The sequence below is a fragment of the Mesorhizobium sp. WSM4808 genome, from assembly GCF_055811675.1.
Genome location: NZ_JBVVQX010000004.1, coordinates 143,112 through 166,034, shown reverse-complemented (window position 1 = coordinate 166,034; position 22,923 = coordinate 143,112). Strand labels below are relative to the sequence as shown.

General features: G+C 63.0%; 17 protein-coding genes and 1 pseudogene. 12 read left to right on the top strand and 6 right to left on the bottom strand.

Annotation, left to right across the window (positions count from 1 at the left end; genetic code table 11):
• Window positions 1-106: 106 nt before the first annotated feature.
• Both AC0L2U_RS08490 and AC0L2U_RS08485 read left to right on the top strand, forming a co-directional pair.
• Complete coding sequence (locus AC0L2U_RS08490) at window positions 107-1,099, top strand: adenosine kinase (RefSeq protein ID WP_292133643.1); 993 nt, start codon at window positions 107-109, stop codon at window positions 1,097-1,099.
• Between the two features lie 391 nt (window positions 1,100-1,490).
• Window positions 1,491-2,193, top strand: a pseudogene (locus AC0L2U_RS08485) (antitoxin Xre/MbcA/ParS-like domain-containing protein).
• Between the two features lie 87 nt (window positions 2,194-2,280).
• On the opposite strand, the gene AC0L2U_RS08480 reads toward AC0L2U_RS08485, so the two are convergent.
• Window positions 2,281-3,108 carry a hypothetical protein gene (locus tag AC0L2U_RS08480; RefSeq protein WP_128289493.1) on the bottom strand — a complete coding sequence of 276 codons (828 nt, stop codon included), beginning with the start codon at window positions 3,106-3,108 and terminating at the stop codon, window positions 2,281-2,283.
• Between the two features lie 190 nt (window positions 3,109-3,298).
• Complete coding sequence (locus AC0L2U_RS08475) at window positions 3,299-5,578, bottom strand: NADP-dependent malic enzyme (RefSeq protein ID WP_127395289.1); 2,280 nt, start codon at window positions 5,576-5,578, stop codon at window positions 3,299-3,301.
• 213 nt (window positions 5,579-5,791) lie between these two features.
• Here AC0L2U_RS08475 and mutS point away from each other — a divergent pair, with 213 nt between their 5' ends.
• Window positions 5,792-8,521 carry a DNA mismatch repair protein MutS gene (mutS, locus tag AC0L2U_RS08470; RefSeq protein ID WP_473601732.1) on the top strand — a complete coding sequence of 910 codons (2,730 nt, stop codon included), beginning with the start codon at window positions 5,792-5,794 and terminating at the stop codon, window positions 8,519-8,521.
• Here mutS and AC0L2U_RS08465 read toward each other — a convergent pair whose 3' ends face one another.
• From AC0L2U_RS08465 to AC0L2U_RS08455, 3 genes are all read right to left on the bottom strand, one after another.
• The gene (locus tag AC0L2U_RS08465; protein WP_292660543.1) at window positions 8,522-9,367 is read right to left on the bottom strand and encodes an aldo/keto reductase; all 846 of its coding nucleotides are present in this window, start codon (window positions 9,365-9,367) and stop codon (window positions 8,522-8,524) included. It abuts the gene before it with no gap.
• An 84-nt stretch (window positions 9,368-9,451) separates the two neighbouring features.
• Entirely contained in the window at window positions 9,452-9,844 is a 393-nt protein-coding gene (gene copM / locus AC0L2U_RS08460) for a CopM family metallochaperone (RefSeq protein WP_127321683.1), read from the bottom strand.
• 43 nt (window positions 9,845-9,887) lie between these two features.
• Window positions 9,888-12,392 carry a heavy metal translocating P-type ATPase gene (locus AC0L2U_RS08455; protein WP_473601731.1) on the bottom strand — a complete coding sequence of 835 codons (2,505 nt, stop codon included), beginning with the start codon at window positions 12,390-12,392 and terminating at the stop codon, window positions 9,888-9,890.
• A 185-nt stretch (window positions 12,393-12,577) separates the two neighbouring features.
• Here AC0L2U_RS08455 and AC0L2U_RS08450 point away from each other — a divergent pair, with 185 nt between their 5' ends.
• The 7 genes from AC0L2U_RS08450 to AC0L2U_RS08420 all read left to right on the top strand — a co-directional run bounded on the left by AC0L2U_RS08450 (window position 12,578) and on the right by AC0L2U_RS08420 (window position 20,888).
• A complete protein-coding gene (locus tag AC0L2U_RS08450) occupies window positions 12,578-13,396 on the top strand; it encodes a glycosyltransferase family 25 protein (protein WP_127395943.1) in 819 nt (272 codons plus the stop codon).
• Between the two features lie 78 nt (window positions 13,397-13,474).
• Complete coding sequence (locus AC0L2U_RS08445; RefSeq protein ID WP_292696702.1) at window positions 13,475-16,276, top strand: [protein-PII] uridylyltransferase; 2,802 nt, start codon at window positions 13,475-13,477, stop codon at window positions 16,274-16,276.
• A 46-nt stretch (window positions 16,277-16,322) separates the two neighbouring features.
• The gene (murJ, locus tag AC0L2U_RS08440; protein ID WP_128289498.1) at window positions 16,323-17,930 is read left to right on the top strand and encodes a murein biosynthesis integral membrane protein MurJ; all 1,608 of its coding nucleotides are present in this window, start codon (window positions 16,323-16,325) and stop codon (window positions 17,928-17,930) included.
• A gap of 172 nt (window positions 17,931-18,102) precedes the next feature.
• Window positions 18,103-19,170 carry a tryptophan--tRNA ligase gene (gene trpS / locus AC0L2U_RS08435; protein ID WP_127256391.1) on the top strand — a complete coding sequence of 356 codons (1,068 nt, stop codon included), beginning with the start codon at window positions 18,103-18,105 and terminating at the stop codon, window positions 19,168-19,170.
• Window positions 19,171-19,263: 93 nt separating this feature from the next.
• The gene (locus tag AC0L2U_RS08430) at window positions 19,264-19,755 is read left to right on the top strand and encodes a universal stress protein (protein WP_013528063.1); all 492 of its coding nucleotides are present in this window, start codon (window positions 19,264-19,266) and stop codon (window positions 19,753-19,755) included.
• A gap of 155 nt (window positions 19,756-19,910) precedes the next feature.
• The gene (locus AC0L2U_RS08425) at window positions 19,911-20,480 is read left to right on the top strand and encodes a NifU family protein (RefSeq protein WP_023811631.1); all 570 of its coding nucleotides are present in this window, start codon (window positions 19,911-19,913) and stop codon (window positions 20,478-20,480) included.
• 81 nt (window positions 20,481-20,561) lie between these two features.
• Window positions 20,562-20,888: an NIPSNAP family protein gene (locus AC0L2U_RS08420; protein WP_127269475.1), complete on the top strand. Its 327-nt coding sequence runs from the start codon at window positions 20,562-20,564 to the stop codon at window positions 20,886-20,888.
• Window positions 20,889-20,999: 111 nt separating this feature from the next.
• Here AC0L2U_RS08420 and AC0L2U_RS08415 read toward each other — a convergent pair whose 3' ends face one another.
• Window positions 21,000-21,617, bottom strand: coding sequence for a L,D-transpeptidase (locus tag AC0L2U_RS08415; protein ID WP_292660555.1), 618 nt, complete (start codon window positions 21,615-21,617; stop codon window positions 21,000-21,002).
• Between the two features lie 226 nt (window positions 21,618-21,843).
• On the opposite strand from AC0L2U_RS08415, the gene cueR reads away from it, so the two are divergent.
• Both cueR and AC0L2U_RS08405 read left to right on the top strand, forming a co-directional pair.
• Window positions 21,844-22,266: a Cu(I)-responsive transcriptional regulator gene (gene cueR, locus AC0L2U_RS08410; protein WP_128362966.1), complete on the top strand. Its 423-nt coding sequence runs from the start codon at window positions 21,844-21,846 to the stop codon at window positions 22,264-22,266.
• Window positions 22,267-22,324: 58 nt separating this feature from the next.
• The gene (locus tag AC0L2U_RS08405) at window positions 22,325-22,756 is read left to right on the top strand and encodes an OsmC family protein (RefSeq protein ID WP_127382669.1); all 432 of its coding nucleotides are present in this window, start codon (window positions 22,325-22,327) and stop codon (window positions 22,754-22,756) included.
• Window positions 22,757-22,923 lie beyond the last annotated feature (167 nt).

The window sequence follows — 22,923 nt, the reverse complement described above, 5'->3', positions numbered from 1 at the left end:
TCCGCCAAAGTTGCGTGTCACGCCCTAGGCAAACCGGTTTCAAATCGCTAGACCCGCGCCGGACCGGCGTGGCAAGAAGCCGGCTCGGGTTTTGGCGGAGATTTTGATGCCGGATTATGACGTGCTTTGCATCGGCAATGCCATTGTCGACATCATCGCCCAGTGCGACGAGGAATTCCTCGAGACCAACGGCATCATCAAGGGCGCGATGAACCTCATCGACACACAACGCGCCGAACTGCTCTACAGCCGCATGGGCCCGGCGATCGAGGCCTCCGGCGGCAGCGCCGGCAACACGGCGGCCGGCGTCGCCAGCTTCGGCGGCCGCGCCGCCTTCTTCGGCAAGGTCTCCAACGATGCGCTCGGCGAAATCTACGCGCACGACATCCATGCGCAGGGCGTCGCCTTCGACACCATACCGCTCAAGGGTGAGCCGCCGACGGCGCGCTCGATGATCTTCGTCACGCCCGACGGCGAGCGCTCGATGAACACCTATCTCGGCGCCTGCGTCGAGCTTGGCCCTGAGGATGTCGAAGCCGACAAGGCGTCTGGCGCCAAGGTCACCTATTTCGAAGGCTATCTGTGGGACCCGCCGCGCGCCAAGGAGGCAATCCGCCAGACGGCGAAGCTGGCGCACGCAGCAGGCCGAGAAGTGTCGATGACGCTATCGGATTCGTTCTGCGTCGACCGCTACCGCGACGAATTCCTTGAGCTGATGCGTTCGGGCACGGTCGACATCGTCTTTGCCAACAGCCACGAGATCAAGTCGCTCTACCAGACGTCGTCGTTCGACGAGGCGCTGGCCCAGATCCGCAAGGATTGCCGGATCGCCGCCGTGACCCGCTCGGAAAAAGGCTCGGTGATCGTGCGCGGCGACGAGACCGTGGTCATCAAGGCGACCGCCATCAAGGAACTGGTCGACACGACGGGCGCCGGCGATCTCTATGCCGCCGGCTTCCTGCATGGCTACACGCAAGGCCGCGACCTGCAGACTTGCGGCGACCTTGGCTCACTGGCGGCCGGATTGGTGATCCAGCAGATCGGCCCCAGGCCACGGCAGAATCTGCGCCGCGAGGCTGAGCAGGCGGGGTTGCTGTAGAGAAAGCTCTTCCCTTCTCCCCCTGTGGGAGAAGGTGTCGCCGAAGGCGACGGATGAGGGGTGCTCCAGCTTGGCACTGACGGTACTCCGTCCAACACCCCTCAACCGTCTTGGCGCTGCGCGCCAATCCACCTTCTCCCACAGGGGGAGAAGGGAAGGCCGCCTCCGCTTCTCACCGTCGCGCGGCTGTCACACATCGCACCTACACGCAATCGAGGCGCCTCGCGACTGACATTTCGGGCGCCAACAGCCAGTTGGGGTGTCAAGAAATGCAAGACAGCAAGCTGTCGGGCCGCTGTATCTGTTGCCGCCGCGATTTCCGCTTTCCGCTCTAGAAGTCCAACAACCGGCCGCATCCGTGGGAGGAGCGTGCGGCCCGGAAGACAGATGCATGAACAGATTTCAGACAACCGCCGTCAAGCAGGACGACTTCGCCGAGATGGTCGCGGAGGACGTCGAACGCGCGCTTGCCCACTATGACGAGGCCATCAACAGGCCAACCATGGTCTCGGTCGGCAAGATCGCCGGCAGCATAGCATCCGCCGTCACCTTGCTGTCGCCGAAGCACCAGCGCGCTATCGACGCTATCCATGCCGACCTTCCCGGCCTGGCCTCGAAATTCGTGCGCGCACTGGCGGCCGAGGCCGCGCGCCGCAGCGAAGCCGGCATTGCCGGCGCTACAAATCCACCGACGACCCTGTTGGCCGATGTCGAGCCCCCTTCGCTGCCAAAGTCCGACGACCTCGAATCGATGCTGATCGAGGACTGGGCGGGCCGCGTCGCCGGCTCGACCTACCTGGAAGAGAATTTACGTATCGCCCGCTCGACGCTGCATCGCTGGCAGCGGCGGGGCGACGTCATCGCCTTGCGCAAGGGCGGCCGCAAACATGTCTTCCCGCTGGCGCAGTTCGTCGACGGCAGGCCGGTGGCGGGCATCCGCGACGTGCTGTCCCTGATCAGCAATCCCAGACCTGGCGTGGCTGTGGCTGACGCGCCCCTCGGCGCAGCTCGATGGCCGCGTTCCCATCGACCTGCTCCGGCATGATCAGGTCGACGAGGTCGTCGAGGCCGCGCGCGTGTTCGCGCCGGGGTGAGGGAGTTATTGTTGCAGATAGTAGGATCGGTTAATGTCCTCCCGGGTCTGCGAACTATAGTTCGCAGACGGTAATAATACTGTTGCGCTACTCCAAGCGAAAAAGACCACGCATTAGACCCTTGAGTCTTCCACTTCCCAAGGAATCCTCTTCTGCAACCGGAACTGGCGCAATCTGTCCGATTGACTTACTGGGAAATCTCTTGACCTTCCCTCGTTTGTATTTGGAAACCATTTCCGATTTCCACTTCTCATAATTTCTTGTTTTAAGATTCCGTTTCGTCGATATTATCTGATTAAAATGCAAATCGAAATCACGTTCAAAAGCATTCGGAGAAGATACCAAATCGTGTATCAACATAGCGAGTGCTTCAAGCAGCGACAATTTGAACCGAACTGACAAAGCGTTCTCTTTTTTTAACGCTGCTATCATAGAGTTTGATATATCTGTCTCTTCCGAGTTCAGTGGCCTGCTCCACTGCCCGTGCGCCAGGGTATTTCGCATTTCAATTATAGGAGCCAAATCATTCTTAATAACGTCCGCAAGCGCACCATATCTCATTAGCGCAGTAGGCTTTAGCGTGTGCTCGGACAGATTTGCTTTCGGTACTCCGTAGCGCTTGCGGTATCCCAATTCGAGTGACGATTGCCACGACTCAATCTGTGAACGCTTGTCCGATATTTTCTTGCGGGCCGAGTCATCAAAACCAGAGGGCTCATATAGAAGCTTTTTTAAGCGGCACTCAGCCCAAGCTCCAGTGAGCAGCAAGAGGATTTTGATCAGCGTATCTGTTGACGGCTTATCTTCTCTGGCGAGGGCCGCACGTAGCTCTCGCTCAGTGTGAACGATGCCATCGTGCACAGCCTGCAAATTCAGAACGTGGGCTTTGTAGAGACCTGGTGCACTGAGGGCCATTAATTCAGAACTCCCGGCCACCAAAAGGCAATATCACTTGCCCTTTGGTGGCCGGGAATCGAACCCGACTAGACTCCTTGCGGCATGTTTCCATTACACCATCACCCAGACTCTTCGATCGCATAGCTTGCAATACTGGTCAAGTAATCATCAGCGAATAATTGACAGCAATACAGTTCTTGCCACAACGTCAAGTCCCCGCCGTATACGCCGCAATCGCCGCCATGTTGACGATATCGCTGTCCTTGGCGTTCAGCGACACGATCTGAACCGGCTTGTTCAGCCCCACCAGCAGCGGGCCGATCACGGTCGAGCCGCCGAGTTCCTGCAGCATCTTGGTCGAGATCGAGGCCGAGTGGAACGCCGGCATGATCAGCACATTGGCCGGGCCGGTCAGCCTTATGAACGGATATTGCGCCATGGCCCGCGCATTGAGCGCCACGTCGGCGGCCATTTCGCCGTCATATTCGAAATCGACGCGGCGCTTGTCGAGGATACGCACGGCTTCCTGGACGCGTTCGGAGCGCTCGCCCTGCGGATGGCCGAAGGTGGAATAGGCGAGCATGGCGAGCCTCGGCTCATAACCCATGCGGCGGGCGAAGCCCGCGGCCTCCTCGGCGATGTCGGCGATCTGCTCGGCATTCGGCATATCGTGCACGGCGGTGTCGGCGACCAGCACGGTCTTGCCTCGCGCCAGCACGATCGAGACGCCGATGACGCGGTGGCCGGGCTTGGCGTCGATGACGCGGCGGATGTCGTCGAGCGCGGTCGAATAGTTGCGGGTGACACCGGTGACGATGCCGTCGGCATCACCCAGCGCCACCATGCAGGCGGCGAAGTGGTTGCGGTCGTTGTTGATCAGGCGCTGGCAGTCGCGGAACAGGAAGCCTTTGCGCTGCATGCGCTCGTAGAGATAGTCGGTGTAGATGCCGTTGCGGCGCGACAGCCTGGCATTGATGATCTCGATGCCTTGCTTGTTGAGGTCGATGCCGGCGTGCTTGGCGTTTTCCTTGATGACGTCGTCGCGTCCGAGCAGGATGGCGGTGCCGAGCCGCTGGTTCACATAGGAGACGGCGGCACGCATGACCTGTTCCTCCTCGCCCTCGGCGAAGACGATGCGCTTGGGCTGGCGGCGCACCCGGTCGTAGATGCGCTGCAGGGTCGAGGCGATCGGGTCGCGGCGGGCCGACAGCTCCTGCGCGTAGCGGTCGAGATCGAGGATCGGCTTGCGGGCGACGCCTGAATCCATCGCCGCCTTGGCGACCGCGATCGGAATGGCCGAGATCAGGCGCGGGTCGAACGGCACCGGGATGATGTAGTTGGGGCCGAATTTCGGCCGGTTACCCTGATAAGCGGCGGCGACATCGTCGGGCACATCCTGGCGTGCCAATGCCGCCAGCGCCTGCGCGGCGGCGATCTTCATGTCGTCATTGATGGTGGTTGCCCTGACATCCAGCGCGCCGCGGAAGATGTAGGGAAAGCCGAGCACGTTGTTGACCTGGTTGGGATAATCAGAACGCCCGGTGGCCATGATGGCGTCGGTGCGGATTTCGGCGACCTCCTCCGGCGTGATTTCCGGGTCGGGATTGGCCATGGCGAAGATGATCGGGTTCTTGGCCATCGACTGCACCATGGCGGTGGTCAGCGCGCCCTTGGCGGAGAGGCCGAGGAAGACATCGGCGCCATCGAGTGCCTCGGCGAGGCTGCGCGCCTCGGTCTTGACCGCATGCGCCGATTTCCACTGGTTAATGCCTTCGGTGCGGCCCTGGAAAACGACGCCCTTGGTGTCGCACAGGATGATGTTTTCCGGCGCAAAGCCCATCGCCTTCATCAGCTCGATGCAGGCGATGCCGGCGGCGCCAGCGCCGTTGCAGACCATTTTTGTGGTCTTCATGTCGCGACCGGTGATCTCCAGCGCGTTGATCAGGCCGGCGGCCGAGATGATCGCGGTGCCGTGCTGGTCGTCGTGAAAGACGGGAATGTCCATCAACTCGCGCAGGCGCTGCTCGATGATGAAGCACTCCGGCGCCTTGATGTCCTCGAGATTGATGCCGCCGAAAGACGGCCCGAGGAAACGCACGCAGTTGATGAACTCGTCGGCGTCCTCGGTGTCGACCTCGAGATCGATGGAATCGACATCGGCGAAGCGCTTGAACAGCACCGCCTTTCCCTCCATCACCGGCTTGGAGGCCAGCGCGCCGAGATTGCCTAGACCGAGGATGGCCGTGCCGTTGGAGATGACGGCGACCATGTTGCCGCGCGTCGTGTAGTCGAAGGCGCGGCTGGGGTCCTCGGCGATGGCCAGAACCGGAACCGCGACACCAGGCGAATAGGCGAGGCTGAGGTCGCGCTGCGTTGCCATCGGCTTGGTGGCGACGACCTCCAGCTTGCCCGGCCGCCCCATGGCGTGGAATTCGAGCGCTTCCTGCGCACTGACGGACGGACCGCTGTTCTCGGTTTTCCTGGCCATGATGTTCTTGATTTCCTCGCCGGTGCAGCACCTCCTTGAAGCGGGTGCTTTGTTTCGGTCCGAATTAAGACCACGCGCCGCCGCGTGTAAACCGCCAGCGCGCGGGAATCGCCGTCCGCATCGGCAATTGCGGACAAGCTGCCGTCCCGTCGTCCCCTGTTTTTCGAAGCGCCGGCATTAAACCGCATCATCACATCTGCTAGCGTGCCGCGCATGAACATGCACAGCCCGAACGAGCCAGACGCCCCCGAGGCGATGACGCCGGCGCCGACCGTCCATGCCGGCGCCACGCCGATGATCGAGCAATTTATCGAGATCAAGGCGGCGAACCCCGATTCGCTGCTGTTCTATCGCATGGGCGATTTCTACGAGCTGTTCTTCGATGATGCCGAGAAGGCGAGCCGGGCGCTCGGCATCGTGCTGACCAAGCGGGGGAAGTATCAAGGGCTCGACATCCCGATGTGCGGGGTGCCGGTGCATGCCGCCGACGACTATCTGCAAAAGCTGATCGGCCAGGGCTTCCGCGTCGCCGTCTGCGAACAGATCGAGGATCCGGCCGAGGCCAAGAAACGCGGCGGCAAATCGGTGGTGCGCCGCGACGTCGTGCGGCTGGTGACACCGGGCACCATCACCGAGGACAAATTGCTGGCGCCCTCGGAATCGAGTTTCCTGATGGCGCTGGGGCGGGTGAAGGGCGGAGCCGATCACAGTTTCGCGCTGGCCTGGATCGACATCTCGACCGGCGCCTTCCGCGTCACCGACACCACCGCCGACCGGCTGCTGGCCGACATCTTCCGTGTCGATCCGCGCGAGCTGATCGTCGCCGAGCCGGTGTTCCACGATCCGGAGTTGAAGCCGGTGTTCGAGGTGCTCGGCCGCGTCGCCAGCCCGCAGCCACCATCACTGTTCGATTCGGCCTCGGCCACGGGACGCATCGGCCGCTTCTTCGATGTGGCGACACCGGACTCCTTTGGCGCCTTTTCGCGCGCCGAACTGTCGGCGATCTCCGGCGCCATCGCCTATGTCGAGAAGACGCAGAAGGCCGAGCGCCCGCCGCTGTCGCGGCCCGAGCGCGAAGAGCAGGGCTCGACCCTGTTCATCGATCCGGCGACACGCGGCAATCTGGAACTGCTGCGCACGCTGTCGGGCAGCCGCGAAGGGTCGCTGTTCAAGGCGATCGACCGCACGGTGACCGGCGGCGGCGCAAGGTTGCTCGCCGACCGGCTGATGGCGCCGCTGACCGATCCCGCGGCCATCGGCGCCAGGCTGGATTCGGTGTCGTTCTTCCGTTCCGAAACGCGGCTCTGCCAAGCGGTGCGGTCGAGCCTGAAGAGCGTTGCCGACATGCCGCGCGCACTGTCGAGGCTGGCGCTCAACCGGGGTGGGCCGCGCGACCTTGGCGCGCTGCGCGCCGGCTTCGAGGCGGCAGTCGCGATCGCCGAAATCTTTGCCGCGACCGCCCTGCCCCCGGAACTTGCGGCGGCATTGGCCGCCATCCATGCTCTGCCCGAGGCGCTGGCCCAGCATCTGACCCAGGCGCTTGGCGACGAACTGCCGCTGCTCAAGCGCGATGGCGGCTTCTTGCGCGGCGGCTACCATGCCGATCTCGACGAGATGCGGGCGCTGCGCGACGAATCGCGAAAGGTGATCGCCGGGCTGGAGCGCTCGCTGATCGACGAGACCGGCATCCGCTCGCTGAAAATCCGGCACAACAATGTGCTTGGCTACTATATCGAGGTGACCGCCAACCATCATGCGGTGATGACCGGCAGCGATGGCGCCAAGGCGCGCTTCATCCACCGCCAGACCATGGCCAACGCCATGCGCTTCACCACGACCGAGCTCGCCGAACTCGAGACCAAGATCGCCAATGCCGCCGACCGGGCGCTCAGCATCGAGCTTGCCGCCTTCGACGCGCTGACGATGGAAGCGGTCGGTGAAGCGGAGAATATCCGCGCCGGCGCGGATGCGCTGGCCGTGCTCGACGTCTCGGCGGCGCTCGCGCTTTTATCGGAAAGCGAAGCCTGGTGCCGGCCGGTGGTGGATTCCAGCCTTGCCTTCGAGATTGCGGGCGGGCGGCATCCGGTGGTCGAACAGGCCTTGCGCCGTTCGGGCGAAGGCCCGTTCGTTGCCAATGATTGCGACCTGTCGCCGGATGGCAGCGCCAGGAACGGCGCGATCTGGCTTTTGACCGGCCCCAACATGGGCGGTAAATCGACGTTCCTGCGGCAGAACGCCCTGATCGCCATCCTGGCCCAGACCGGCTCCTTCGTGCCGGCGACCTCCGCCCATATCGGCGTCGTCGACCGGCTGTTCTCGCGGGTCGGCGCCTCGGACGATCTGGCGCGCGGCCGCTCGACCTTTATGGTCGAGATGGTCGAGACGGCGGCGATCCTCAACCAGGCCGGTGAACGCGCGCTGGTGATCCTCGACGAGATCGGCCGCGGCACCGCCACTTTCGATGGCCTGTCGATCGCGTGGGCGGCGGTCGAATATCTGCATGAGAAGAACCGCTGCCGGGCGATCTTCGCTACTCACTTTCACGAAATGACCTCGCTGGCCGGCAAGCTGGCGCGGCTCTCCAACGTGACCATGCGGGTCAAGGAATGGGAAAACGACGTCGTCTTCCTGCACGAGGTCGGCAAGGGGGCCGCCGACCGCTCCTACGGCGTGCAGGTGGCACGGCTGGCCGGCCTGCCGGAAGCGGTGGTCGACCGCGCCAAGGAAGTGCTGCACCAGCTTGAGGAAGGTGAGGTTTCGGGCAAGACGAACCGGCTGGTGGACGATTTGCCGCTGTTTTCGGTGGCGGTGAAGCGGGAAGCGCCGAAGCCGCCCAAAAGCGATGCGCTGGGTATGGCGCTCGGCGAGATCAATCCCGACGAGATGACGCCGCGCGAGGCGCTGGAAGCGCTCTACCGGCTGAAGGGGCTGGCGGGGATATAGTCAGATCATCTCCAACCCGCGCTTGCGCGCTGGTGGCGGGAAGGCGCGGTCGAGATCGGCGATGTCCTGCGGCGTCAGCTTGATGTCGAGCGCCGCGACATTCTGGCGGACATGCTCCTGGCTGCTGGCTTTCGGGATGGCGATGACGCCCTCCTGATGCATGACCCAGGTCAGGGCGATCTGCGCGGAGGTCGCATCGTGGCGAGCGGCGACCGCGTCGAGCCTGGCATTGCGCGCCAACGCGCCCTGCTCAACCGGCGAATAGGCCATCAGCGGAATGTTGCGCTGCCGGCTCCAGGGCGCCAGGTCGAATTCGAGGCCGCGCCGGACCAGATTGTAAAGCACCTGGTTGGTCTGGACATTGCCGCCATCGGGCACGCCAATCAGCTCTTCCATCTCGTCGGTGTCGAAATTGCTGACGCCCCAGTGGCGGATCTTGCCGGCCTTTTTCAAGGTCTCGAAAGCCGCGACCGTTTCGGTCAGAGGCACGCTGCCAGGCCAATGCAAGAGATAGAGGTCGATGCGGTCGGTGCGCAGGCGTTTCAGGCTGTTTTCGCAGGCGCGCTGCACGCCCGCGCGTGAAGCGTTCGACGGTAGAACTTTCGAGACCAGGAAGGTCTCGTCTCGGCGTCCGGCGATAGCGTCGGCCACCACCTCCTCGGCACCGCCGCTGGCATACATTTCAGCGGTGTCGATCAGCGTGATGCCGAGGTCGAGGCCGAGCTTGAGGGCGTTGACCTCAGAGGTGCGGCGACTGTTATTCTCGCCCATTTTCCATGTGCCCTGGCCAAGCACCTGAACGGCTTCGCCTGAGGGCAGTTTGGTGGTTCTGATGGTCGACGGCATTGCGGGCTCCATTTGGGCCGATCGCATCACAGGCTGGACGAGAAATCCAGAGGCGTTCTCGCCGCGCTGACGATGGCTGAAGACTTACTTCACCGGATGGGCGGCGAGCCAGGCCTGCATCTGCTTGATCTCGGCTTCCTGCGCGGCGATGACGCCTTCGGCCAGCTTGCGGATTTCCGGATCCTTGCCATTGGCGAGTTCGACCTTGGCCATGTCGATCGCACCCTGATGGTGCGGGATCATGCCTCTGACGAAATCGACATCGGCATTGCCGGTATAGTCGGACGCCATCATGTCGGCATGCATCTTGTCCATCGCCGCCTTGTAGCCTTCCGTCGAAGGGCTGGTCGCATCCGCCGCCATGGCGCCCATGTCGTGTTTCATCTCTTCGCTTTGCGCCGGAACGCTTTCGAGGAAGACGGCAACCAGCATTCCGGCTGCCATCAGCAGCAGCACGAGTTTTTTGGCGAAGGTCATTCATGGTCTCCTGTTGGATGGGTTTCGTATTTGGGGGCTTGGATCAGAGTTTCAATGTTCTCAGCCGCAACGCGTTTGCGATCACCGACACCGAAGACAGGCTCATCGCCGCCGCCGCCAGCATCGGCGACAGAAGCGTGCCGGTGAGCGGATAGAGCACGCCGGCGGCGACCGGCACGCCAAGCACATTGTAGAGGAAGGCAAAGAACAGGTTCTGGCGGATGTTGCGGATCGTCGCCTGCGCCAGCGTGCGGGCGCGCACGATACCGTTGAGGTCGCCCTTGACCAGAGTGATACCGGCGCTTTCGACAGCGACATCGGCGCCAGTGCCCATGGCGATGCCGACATCGGCAGCTGCAAGGGCCGGTGCGTCGTTGACGCCGTCGCCGGCCATGGCAACACCGGCGCCTTTTGCGCGCAGTTCCTCGACAAGGGCTGCCTTCTGTTCCGGCAGCAGGGCGGCGCGGACCTCGTCGATGCCGAGGCTTCTGGCGATCGCGTTGGCCGTGCGTTCATTGTCGCCGGTCGCCATGATGATGCGCAAGCCGCTTTCATGCAGCGCCTTGATCGCCTCGGCCGTCGTTGCCTTGATAGGGTCGGCGACGGCGACGATGCCGGCCAGCTTCTTGTCGACAGCGACGAACATCGCCGTCTTGCCTTCGAGTTGCAACGCCTCGGCCTTGGCAGAGATGGCTGCGATGTCGACGCCAAGGTCCGCCATCATCGCGGCATTGCCGAGCGCGACCGTCTTTCCCGAGACCGAACCGGACACGCCCTTGCCGGTGACCGCCTCGAAGGCGCTGGCCTCGGCAACGGTCACGCCGCGCGTAGCAGCGCCGTCGACGATGGCTTCAGCCAGAGGATGCTCCGACCCCTTCTCCAGACCGGCGGCAAGCGCCAGCAATTCCTCCTCGGAAAAACCGTTTGCCGCAACGACATCGGTCAGCTTCGGCCGGCCTTCGGTCAGCGTCCCCGTCTTGTCGACGATCAGCGTGTCGACGGAAGCGAAGCGTTCGAGTGCTGCGGCCTCCTTGATCAGCACACCGGCGTGCGCTCCGCGCCCGGTGGCGGTCATGATCGACATCGGCGTGGCGAGGCCGAGCGCACAGGGGCAAGCGATGATCAGCACCGACACCGCCGAGACGATGGCAAAGATCAGGCTGGGCTCGGGTCCAAACACGGCCCAGGCGATGAAAGCGACAATCGCGACAAGGACGACGGCCGGGACAAAGTAGAAAGAAACGCGATCGGCCAACCCTTGAATCGGGGCGCGCGAGCGCTGCGCCTTGGCGACGAGATCGACGATGCGCGCCAGCGTCGTCTCGGCGCCGACCTTCTCAGCGCGCATGATCAGCGCACCATTCTTGTTGAGCGTGCCGCCGGTCAGCGCATCGCCCTCGACCTTCTCGACCGGCAACGGCTCGCCCGTGATCATCGATTCGTCGATCGAGGATCGCCCTTCCAGCACCGTGCCATCGACCGGCACGGCGTCACCGGGGCGTATGCGCAGGCGATCGCCGGCCTTGACGGCGTCGAGCGGCACATCCCCTTCGGACCCATCGGCGGCGATCAGCCGCGCGGCCTTCGGCGCGAGATCAAGCAAGGCGCGGATTGCCGAGCCGGTCTTTTCACGGGCGCGCAGCTCCAGCACCTGGCCAAGGAAGACCAGCGCAACGATGACGGCAGCAGCCTCGAAATAGACCGGTACCGCACCGCCATGGCCGCGGAACTGATGCGGAAAAATGTCCGGAAACAGCGTGGCTACGACGCTGTAGAGATAGGCAGCACCAACGCCGAGCGAGATCAGCGTCCACATGTTGGGGCTGCGGTTGACGAGCGAGTCCCAGCCCCGGTGGAAGAAGGGGAAGGCGGCCCAAAGCACCACCGGACTTGCCAGGACCAGTTCGATCCAGACTTTTGCCCGGTCCTCGACCAGACCTTCAAACGTCAGGCCGATCATGGGTGCCATGGCGATGATCAGAAGGGGGACCGACAAGGCAGCGCTCACCCAGAACCGCCTGGTGAAATCGACCAGCTCGGGATTTGGCCCTTCGTCGCCCGTTGGTACGCCCATCGGCTCCAGCGCCATGCCACAGATCGGGCAGGATCCTGGCTTGTCGCGGATGATTTCGGGATGCATCGGGCAGGTGTATTGCGTGCCTTTGGGCATCGGCTGCGGTGCCGGCCTGTCGCCGAGATATTTTTGCGGCTCCGCCTCGAATTTCGCCTGGCAGGCGGCCGAGCAGAAGTGAAAGCCCTGGCCTTCGTGGCGGGCAAAGTGCCTGGCTGTCGCGCGGTCGACGCTCATACCGCAGACCGGATCGGTGGCCGTCAGGAATTTTTCCGGCTCGGCGACGAATTTCGCGCGGCAGCCCTGGCTGCAGAAATGATAGGGATGGCCATTATGCTCGGTCGTCGGCTTGCCGGCGACCGGATCGACAGTCATGCCGCAGACCGGGTCGCGGACGACGCTCTTCGTGGTGGGCACCGCGCCTTTTGTCGAGCAGCAGCTACCATGCGCGTGATGATCGTGATCGGAATGCGTCATTCGAAAATGCCTCGATGGATCGGTGTGTGACGTGGAGATAGGGCTTCCAGTAACTGGAAGGTCAAGGGCTGTTTCGACTTTTCTTCTCCGGTCCACCGCGCGTCCATCCACCCCAAAAAAAGTCTCACGCGGCAACACCACGCCTGCTAGAGAGCGAGCGTCCCGGGGTGAGATTTTCTTTGGCAATGAAGCGTCTGGTCATCAATCTCGATCGGTCTCCCGATCGCCTTGCCCGTGTGACGGCGGAGTTTGCCCGCATCGACGTCCCATTCGAACGCGTTCAGGCCATCGACGCACGGGATCGGCCGGACCTGGACCAGCTGCCGCAAAATGTCGGATATCGGAACAGGCTGCCATTGACTGACGGCGAGATCGCCTGCCTGCTCAGTCACCGGGCCTGCTGGGCCGCCATCGCGCAAGGCGACGCTCGCTACGGGGCAATCTTCGAGGACGACATCGTCTTTGCCGCGAAAGCCGGCGCATTGCTTCGCGACAGCGACTGGATTCCAGCCGATGCCGAAGTCGTCAAGCTCGAAAGCTATTTTTGCAAGACCGTGATCCGACGCAAGCGCATTGCCATCGGTCACGGCTTTTCCACATCCAAACTCGACGCCGGACATATAGGAACCGCCGGCTACATCATCTCCAGGCAAACCGCGCTCGACCTGATCAAGGCCACAGAGGAGATCGGCATCGCTGTCGACGACCTTGTCTTCAACCCCGAGTTTTCGGTTTTGCGAGGCGAGACGATCTATCAGCTTGTTCCTGCGCTCTGCGCACAAGATCAGTTCCTTGGCGACAGGGCGCTCCAATTGCCAAGCCTGCTCAGGGAAAAGCGCGATATCCAGTGCGCCGTCGGGACCGGGAGACGCAGAAAGACAGCCATAGCGACGGTAAAAGCCGAGGCTCGGCGAATAGGCAAGCGCATTGCCGATTTCTGTCGACTGAAGCGGAGAATGGTCATTCCATTTACTTATCCGAGCCAGAGATCAGCCGGGTCTTGAACCGGCTTTCAACGCCCCATACCCAGCGTCGCGAAAACGCGCTATAGACGCCGCCGAACGGCAAGGCCGGCTGGGTATATGGCAAGAATCTCCCTGAAGCTCGACGAATTGATCGACGGCGAAGCCTTGCGCCGCGAGATGACCGCGCTGACCGCGGCCACGGCGGGCGACGGCTCCGGGCAGGTCGCGCGCAATGGCGTGCTCCAACTGCTCAAGGGACGACTGGCGGAAGGGCGCGCCATTGCCGAACGCATGCTGATGGACGATGGCGGCGGCAGCGCCTGCGCGGCGCGGCTGTCGCACCTCATGGACGAGATCATCCGGGCGCTTTACGATTTCGCCGTCACCCACGTCTACCGGGTCAAGAATCCGTCTTCGGCGGAGCGCATGGCCGTCGTCGCTGTCGGCGGCTACGGCCGTGGAACGCTGGCGCCAGGGTCCGACATCGACCTTCTGTTCCTGCTGCCTTACAAGCAGACGCCGTGGGGCGAACAGACAGTCGAATACATGCTCTACATGCTGTGGGACCTGGGGCTGAAGGTCGGCCACGCCACCCGTAACATCGACGAATGCCTGCGCCTGTCGCGCACCGATGTCACCATTCGCACCTCGATCCTCGAAGCACGTTTCCTGTGGGGCGAGGAAAAGCTCTATGATGAACTGATGCTGCGGTTCGACCATGAGGTGGTGCGCACGACCGGCCCCGAATATGTTCAGGCCAAGCTTGCCGAACGCGATGACCGCCATGCCAAGGCCGGCGAAAGCCGCTATCTGGTCGAGCCCAACGTCAAGGACGGCAAGGGCGGCCTGCGCGACCTGCAGACGCTGTTCTGGATCGGCAAATATTTCTATCGAGTGCGCACCGGCGAGGAACTGGTCGACAAGGGCGTCTTCACCGAGGGCGAATACCGCGAGTTCCAGAAGGCCGAGGATTTCCTGTGGGCGGTACGCTGCCACATGCATTTCCTCACCGGCAAGGCCGAAGAGCGCTTGCATTTCGACATCCAGCGCGAGATCGCCGAACGGCTCGGCTACACCACGCACCCCGGCCTGTCGGCGGTCGAGCGCTTCATGAAGCACTACTTCCTCGTTGCCAAGGACGTTGGCGACCTGACCCGCATCTTCTGCGCTGCGCTCGAGGAGGAGCAAGCCAAGCACGTTCCTGGCTTCAACCGCATCTTCCTGACTTTCTCCAGGCGCAAGCGCAAGCTGGCCGGCACCTCCGATTTCATTGTCGACAACCACCGCATCAACATCGCCGACGACCTGGTGTTCGAGCGCGATCCGGTCAATCTGCTCAGGCTGTTCTGGTTCGCCGACAAGCACGGTCTGGAATTCCACCCCGACGCGCTGAAGCTGCTGACCCGTTCGCTCGGCCTGATCAACAAGTCGCTGCGGCGCGACGAGGAGGCCAACCGGCTGTTCCTCGACATATTGACCTCGGATCGCAATGCCGAACTCAATCTGCGTCGCATGAACGAAGCCGGACTGCTCGGCAGGCTGATCCCGGATTTCGGCAAGATCGTCGCCATGATGCAGTTCTCGATGTACCACCACTACACGGTGGACGAGCATCTGATCCGCTGCATCGGCGTGCTGGCCGAGATCGAGCGCGGCGACGGCGAAAAGGTCCACCCCCTCTCGCACACGCTGATGCCGGGCCTGAAGAAGAGCCGCGAGGCGCTCTATGTCGCCGTATTGCTGCACGACATTGCCAAGGGCAGGCCGGAGGACCATTCCGAGGCGGGGGCCAGGATCGCCGGTCGCATCTGCCCGCATATGGGGCTGTCGCCTGCCGATACCGAAACCGTGGCCTGGCTGGTCGAGAACCACCTCGTGATGTCGATGACGGCGCAGACCCGCGACCTCAACGACCGCAAGACCATCGAGGATTTTGCCGCGATCGTGCAGTCGGTCGAGCGGCTGAAGCTGCTTTTGATCCTCACCGTCTGCGACATCAGGGGCGTCGGACCCGGTGTCTGGAACGGCTGGAAGGGCCAGCTGCTGCGCACGCTCTACTACGAGACCGAATTGCTGCTGACCGGCGGGTTTTCGGAAGTGTCGCGCGCGCAGCGCACGGCGGCGGCGCGCGAGCGCCTGGCCGAGGCGCTTGCCGACTGGCCGGACAAGGCCCGCAAGCGCTATGTCGGCCAACACTACGAGAATTACCTTTTGACCGTCGATCTCGCAGACCAGTTGCGCCATGCCGAGTTCATCCGCGAAGCCGACGTGTCAGGCAACAAGCTTGCCACCATGGTCAAGACCCACCAGTTCGAGGCGGTGACCGAAATCACCGTGCTGGCGCAGGACCACCCCCGCCTGCTCTCGGTCATCGCCGGGGCTTGCGCCGGAGCCGGCGGCAACATTGTCGACGCGCAGATCTTCACGACGTCGGATGGCCGCGCGCTCGACACGATCCTGATCAGCAGAGAATTCGATCGCGACGAGGACGAGCGCCGGCGTGCCGAGCGTGTCGGCCGGCTGATCGAGGACGTGCTGTCGGGCAAGAGTTGGCTGCCGGAAATGATCGAGAAGCGCACCAAGCCGCGGCGCGGCTCCAAGGTGTTCAAGATCCCGCCGCGCGCCGAAATCCGCAACACGCTGTCGAACCGTTTTTCGGTCATCGAGGTCGAGGGCCTCGACCGGCCGGGACTGCTGTCGGAGATCACCGGAACGCTTTCCGACCTGTCGCTCGACATCGCATCGGCCCACATCACCACCTTCGGCGAAAAGGTCATCGACACTTTCTATGTCACCGATCTCACTGGCCAGAAGATAGATAGCCCGGCCCGCATCGCCACCATCCGCAATCGGCTGATGGCAACGCTCGAAGGCATCGTGCCCGAACGCGGCGGCAAGTCCAGGGCGGCGGCCGAGTGACAACGACCATCACTTTGTCCCAATTGCGCAGGCAGTTCCCAAAAGCATGAGCCTCGTCAAGAAATTCGCAACGGTCGCTTCCGGCACGCTGATGAGCCGCGCGCTCGGTTTCGGCCGCGAGATGCTGATGGCTGCCGCCCTCGGTACCGGACCGGTCGCCGATGCCTTCAACGCCGCCTTCCAGTTTCCCAACACCTTTCGCCGGCTGTTTGCCGAGGGGGCCTTCAACGCCGCCTTCGTGCCGCTGTTCGCCAAGGAGATCGAAACCCACGGAACCGAAGGCGCCAAGCGCTTTTCCGAGGAAGTGTTCGGCGTGCTGTTCACGGCGCTGCTGGCGCTGACGATCATCATGGAACTGTCGATGCCGCTGATCGTGCGCTTTCTGGTGGCGCCGGGTTTTGCCGGCACGCCGGGGAAGTTCGACACCACGGTGACGCTGGCGACGATCATGTTTCCCTATCTGATCTGCATGTCGCTGGGCGCGATGATGGCGGGCATGCTGAATTCGTTGCGCCGCTATTTCGCCGCCGCGGTGGCACCGGTGTTCCTCAACATCATCCTGATCGGCGTGCTCGCCTATGCCTGGTACAAGGGCTCGGATGCCCTCACCGTCGGCTACGGGCTGTCCTGGGGCGTGCTTGCCGCCGGACTGGTGCAACTGGCGATCGTCTGGGTGGCGGTGCGCCACGCCGGCATCTCGATCGGCTTCCGCCGGCCGAAAATGACGCCCGCGGTCAAGCGGCTGCTGATCCTGGCGCTGCCGGCGGCCATCACCGGCGGCATCACCCAGATCAACCAGCTGATCGGCACGGCGATCGCCTCGGCGCAGAACAGCGCGGTATCCTCGCTCGCCTATGCCGACCGCATCTACCAATTGCCGCTCGGCGTGGTCGGTGTTGCGGTGGCGATCGTGCTGTTGCCCGAACTGTCGCGGGCGCTGAAGTCGGGCAATCTAATCGAGGCGGCCAATCTGCAGAACCGCTCGGTCGAGTTCACGCTGTTCCTGACGCTGCCGGCAGCCGCGGCACTCTGGGTGATGTCGGAGCCGATCGTGCGGCTGGTCTATGAGCGCGGCGCGTTCGCCGCCAACGGCTCGACGCCGACAGTGGCGGCGATCCTGGCGATCTTCGGCCTCGGCCTGCCGGCTTTCGTGCTGATCAAGGCGTTCACCCCAGGCTATTTCGCCCGCGAGGACACGCGCACGCCGATGATCTTTGCCGCCATCTCGGTGGCGGTGAACGTTACCACGGCGCTGACGCTGTTTCCACGGATGGGCGCGCCCGGCATCGCTGTGGCCTCGGCCGTCGCCGGCTGGGTCAACGCGGTGATGCTGCTCGGCGTCTTGATCCGGCGCGGCCATTGGGGGCGCGACGTGCCGCTGATGAAGCGCATTCCACGGCTGGTGCTGTCGGCGGCCGTAATGGGGGCGGCACTCTATTTTGCCGAGCACTGGTTCGCCGTCAGGCTAGGGCCGGGCTCGCCGCTGGCGGTCAAGGCGACGACGCTGCTGTCGCTGGTTGCCGGCGGAGCGCTGCTTTATTTCATCACCGCCTTCGCCACAGGCGGTGCCGATTTCGGCATGATCCGACGCAACGTCAAGCGGGGATCGGGCAAGTCGGCGCCACCGGTCGCAAAGACCGACCTGGACGAGTAGAGCGCCCGACACGCCCGCAGCGCCGTCTTGATCGCAGCGCCGTCTTCGTCCATAAGCGCGCCGTCGCAAGACTTTCGCCGCGCGCGGTTTCCAGCCGCGCGATTGGCTCCGAAAAGTCTGCAACTTTTCGGAATCACGCTTATACGGCCCTCCACAAGCCATGAGGACAATCATGACCGCCTTCAAGCCACTCGTCTTTTCCGGTGTCCAGCCGACCGGCAATCTGCACCTCGGCAACTATCTCGGCGCCATCAAGAAATTTGTTGCCCTGCAGGACACCTCCGATTGCATCTATTGCGTCGTCGACCTGCATTCGCTGACAGCCCAACTCGTTTATGAAGACCTGGCCGATCAGACGCGGTCGATCACCGCTGCGTTCCTGGCCTCGGGCATCGACCCGAAGAAGCACATCGTCTTCAACCAGTCGCGGGTCATGCAGCACGCCGAGCTCGCCTGGATCTTCAATTGCGTGGCGCGCATCGGCTGGATGAACCGTATGACGCAGTTCAAGGACAAGGCCGGCAAGGATCGCGAGAACGCCTCGCTCGGCCTGCTTGCCTATCCTTCGCTGATGGCTGCCGACATCCTGCTCTACCGTGCCACCCACGTGCCGGTGGGCGAGGACCAGAAGCAGCATCTGGAACTCACCCGCGACATCGCGCAGAAATTCAACAACGACTTCTCCGACCGCATCGCGGCCCTTGGCGTCGGCGTCGAGATGCAGGTCGGCGAAGAGACCGTCAACGGTTATTTCCCGCTGACCGAGCCGGTCATCGGCGGGCCGGCGGCGCGCATCATGTCGCTGCGCGACGGCTCCAAGAAAATGTCCAAATCGGACCCGTCGGATTTGTCGCGCATCAACCTGACTGACGATGCCGACGACATCTCGAAGAAGATCCGCAAGGCCAAGACCGACCCGGAAGCGTTGCCGAGCGAGCTGGACGGCCTGGCCGGCCGGCCCGAGGCGGAGAACCTGGTCGGCATCTATGCGGGTCTCGCCGAGATATCGAAGGCGGATGTACTCAAGGAATTCGCCGGTCAGCAGTTTTCCGTGTTCAAGCCGGCCTTGGCCGATCTTGCAGTGGAAAAACTGGCGCCGATCGCCAGCGAGATGCGCCGCATTTCGGATGACCGCGCCTATGTCGACGCTGTGCTCAAGGACGGCGGCGAGCGCGCCGGCGTGCTGGCCGAAGCGACGATGAAGACGGTGCGCGACATTATCGGCCTGCTGCAGGGCTGATCGCGACATCGGGTGCACTGGCACAAGGCCGGCGACTTGCCGCCGGTCCCCCGCAGTGGCAGATTGCGGCCGCACGACACCGAGTAGATAGACATGGTCTCCAAACGCCTCAGCCGCGAAGCCGGCCATCGCAGGAAATTCCTGACGATCATCGACGACACGCCGGAATGCGAGCGTGCCGTCGCCTATGCCTCGAAACGGGCGCAGAGCACCAGCGGCACGCTGGTGCTGCTCTATGTCATCGTGCCGGACGATTTCCAGCATTGGCTGGGTGTCGAGAAGATCATGCGCGAGGAAGCCAACGCCACCGCGCGCGCCGCGCTCGACAGCTATGCCAACAAGGTGCGCCAGAAGCTCGGCATCGAGCCCGAGATGGTGGTGCGCGAAGGCAAGCCGACGGAAGAGATCCACAAATTGATCGAGGAAGACCAGGACATCGCCATCCTGGTGCTGGCCGCCGGTGCGGGCAAGGAAGGGCCGGGGCCGCTGGTCGGCGCCGTGGCCGGCAAGGGTGCCGCCTTCCCGATCCCGGTGACTGTCGTGCCGCAGAACCTGTCGGACGAGGAAATTGACAGCCTGGCCTGAGATTCTGCTCTTCGGGTGATGCCGGTCCGATGATGGGCGCGAAAAACATTCCGCCAGCCAGCTGTTCCGGCGATGCGTTTCGCTTGAATGTCCAGCCAATTGAGCCTATTTAGAATTGTTCCAAACTAGATGCCCAAACGGGCACGGAGACGGCCATGTTCATCCAGACCGAATCGACGCCAAACCCGGCGACGCTGAAATTCCTGCCCGGCAAGGAGGTGCTTCTGGAAGGCACCGCCGATTTCCGCGATGCCGACAGCGCCGCCGTCGCCTCGCCGCTGGCCGGCCGGCTGTTCGAAATTCCTGGCGTCACCGGCGTTTTCTTCGGCTATGACTTCATCACCGTGACCAAGGATGGCCCCGACTGGCAGCATTTGAAGCCGGCGATCCTCGGCGCCATCATGGAGCATTTCATGTCCGGCGCGCCCGTCATGGCCAAGGCCGGCCCGGCCGCCGAGACCAGCCAGACCGGTGAGTTCTACGACAAGGCCGACGAGGAGCTGGTCATCACCATCAAGGAACTGCTCGACACGCGGGTGCGCCCGGCGGTCGCCCAGGATGGCGGCGACATCACCTTCCGCGGCTTCGAGAATGGCACGGTGTTCCTGCATATGAAGGGCGCCTGCGCCGGCTGCCCATCCTCGACGGCGACGCTGAAGCACGGCATCCAGAACCTTCTGCGCCATTTCGTGCCGGAAGTGCAGCAGGTCGAGCAGGTCTCCTGACGCCCCCTTTAAAATTCTACCCTGCTGACCATCTGGTCCGATTTCTTCGCTTCCGGCGCCTCGGCCAGAAGGAACTCCAAAATGATCTACGAACTTCGGGTTTACCGGGCTTTGCCGGGGCGCTTGCCGGCGCTTCTTGATCGTTTCGACAAGATCACCCTCAAATTGTGGGAGAAGCACGGTATCCGCCAAGCGGGTTTCTTTACCACGCTGATCGGTGCTTCGAACAACGACCTGACCTACATGCTGGCATGGGAATCGCTGGCCGAACGCGAAGAGCGCTGGACGGCGTTCGTGAAGGACCCGGCCTGGACGCAGGCGCGGGAAGATTCCGAGCGTGACGGCCAGATCACCGAGACAATCACCAACCAAATTTTGGCTCCCACCTCGTTCTCGGCGGTGTCCTGACCACCGAGCAGGCGTCGCATCGCGCAAACAACAAAAAACCGGGCCGAATTGCCCGGTTTTCTGCTTGGGACGTCCGTTGTTGCCTAGACGGTCCGCGTACGAAAACTGCCTCTAGAGAACGATGACCTTGGCGCCGACCGAGGCGCGGTCATAGAGGTCGATAATGTCCTGATTCATCAGGCGGATGCAGCCAGACGACATCGCCTTGCCGATCGAATTCCACTCCGGGCTGCCATGCAGGCGATAGCCTGAATCACCGCCCTTGTTGAACAGGTACATGGCGCGCGCGCCGAGCGGGTTCTTCAGGCCTGGCTGCATGCCGCCGGCAAACTTTTCCAATTCCGGCTGGCGCTGGATCATCTGCCTCGGCGGCGTCCAGGTCGGCCATTCGCGCTTGAGCGCAATGTGTGCGGTGCCATGCCACTCGAAGCCCTCGCGGCCGACGCCGATGCCGTAACGAATGGCCCTTCCGTCGCCCTCGATGAAGTAGAGGAACTTGTTCTGCGTATCGACGATGATCGTGCCCGGCCTTTCCGGGCTGTCGTAGTTCACTTCCTGCCGATGGTACTTCATCGGCACTTTCTCGATCGGGATGCGCGGCAGCTGATAACCTGCGTCGGTGATCGCGCCGTAGTTGTTGGAGAATATCTGCGAGCCGATGGTGCTGCAACCGGCGATAGCAGTGGAGAGCGCCAGTGCGGCGATGATTGCAAACGACTTCATGCGCATCAGGTGATCCGGTGCCCCGCCCAACTTCGGCGGCACGAGTCGGCCGCTCTCTCATCATCATTCATGCTGGCATTTGCTTTGCTTGCCAAGCGCGCGATGCCTATATGCCTGCCTTGACGTACCGGTAAGCGTATCACTATGGCATTTTGGCAACAGGACTCACAGGATTGTGAAGCAAATTCAAGGGGCCTGCTCCATGGGTTCCTGGAAATCGAGGAGAACCGTCATGAATGTCGGTGACGCCGCCCACCGCTCCGGCCTGCCGGCCAAGACCATCCGCTACTATGAAGAGATCGGCCTGATCGCCCCGGCGCGCGCCGCCAACGGCTACCGCGATTATTCCGGAGACGACATCCATCGGCTGGCCTTCCTGCGCCGCGCGCGCAATCTCGGCTTTTCCATCGACGATTGCCGCCAGTTGATGGCGCTTTACCAGGATCGCAGCCGCGCCAGCCACAACGTGCGCGAAATCGCCGCCGCCCATGTCACGGCGATCGAGGAGAAAGTGCGCGAGCTGCAGTCGATGCGCTCGACGCTGCAGAAACTGATCCATGCCTGCCACGGCGACGAGAGGCCGGATTGTCCGATCCTTGATGACATGGCGGGGGCGGCGTTGCCCAGCGACAAGGCCGCCTCTGCGCCTGCATAATGACTCTACGTCGACGAGGCCCGACGCCTGGTCGACTCCTGCCGGGAGGACATCAGCAATGGTCTCGATGACCGTCGAACTGCGCAATGTGGAGGACACGCAAGCCGCCATGGGCTGGGCCGGCGGCCACACGATCATCGTCGACCGGCCCGAAGGCAAGGCCGGCGGCATGGGCCTGGGCTTCAATGGCGGCCAACTGCTCGCCCTGGCGATCGGCGGCTGCTTCTGCAACGACCTTCGCTACGTCGCCGAGGAAATGGGTGTAACGCTCAACAAGATCGCGGTGACCGTCACGCTGAACCTCGAAGGCAAGCCTTTGCTCGCGACCTCGTCAATCATGAAGGTTTCATGCACGACGCTGGACGGCTCCGACCCGGCGGAGATCATCACAAGGGCCGCGGCGATTTCCACGGTCAGCAACTCCCTGCGCCAGGGCGTGCCGGTGAGCATTGAAACGGACGCAACGGCGACCGGCTTGTCGGAGGAATGATCCCTGGGAACAGGCGCATTTGGCCGCGTGGATTGTCGGAGACCGCTAAAAAGATCCGCCGCCGGCACGGCAGGGGGATTGACCCAATTTTCTTCGGCATCTGGGCGCGTCAATCTGCCGCTCTATGTCTTCCCTTGTCGCAATGATCAACGATGGAGGTTGGCATG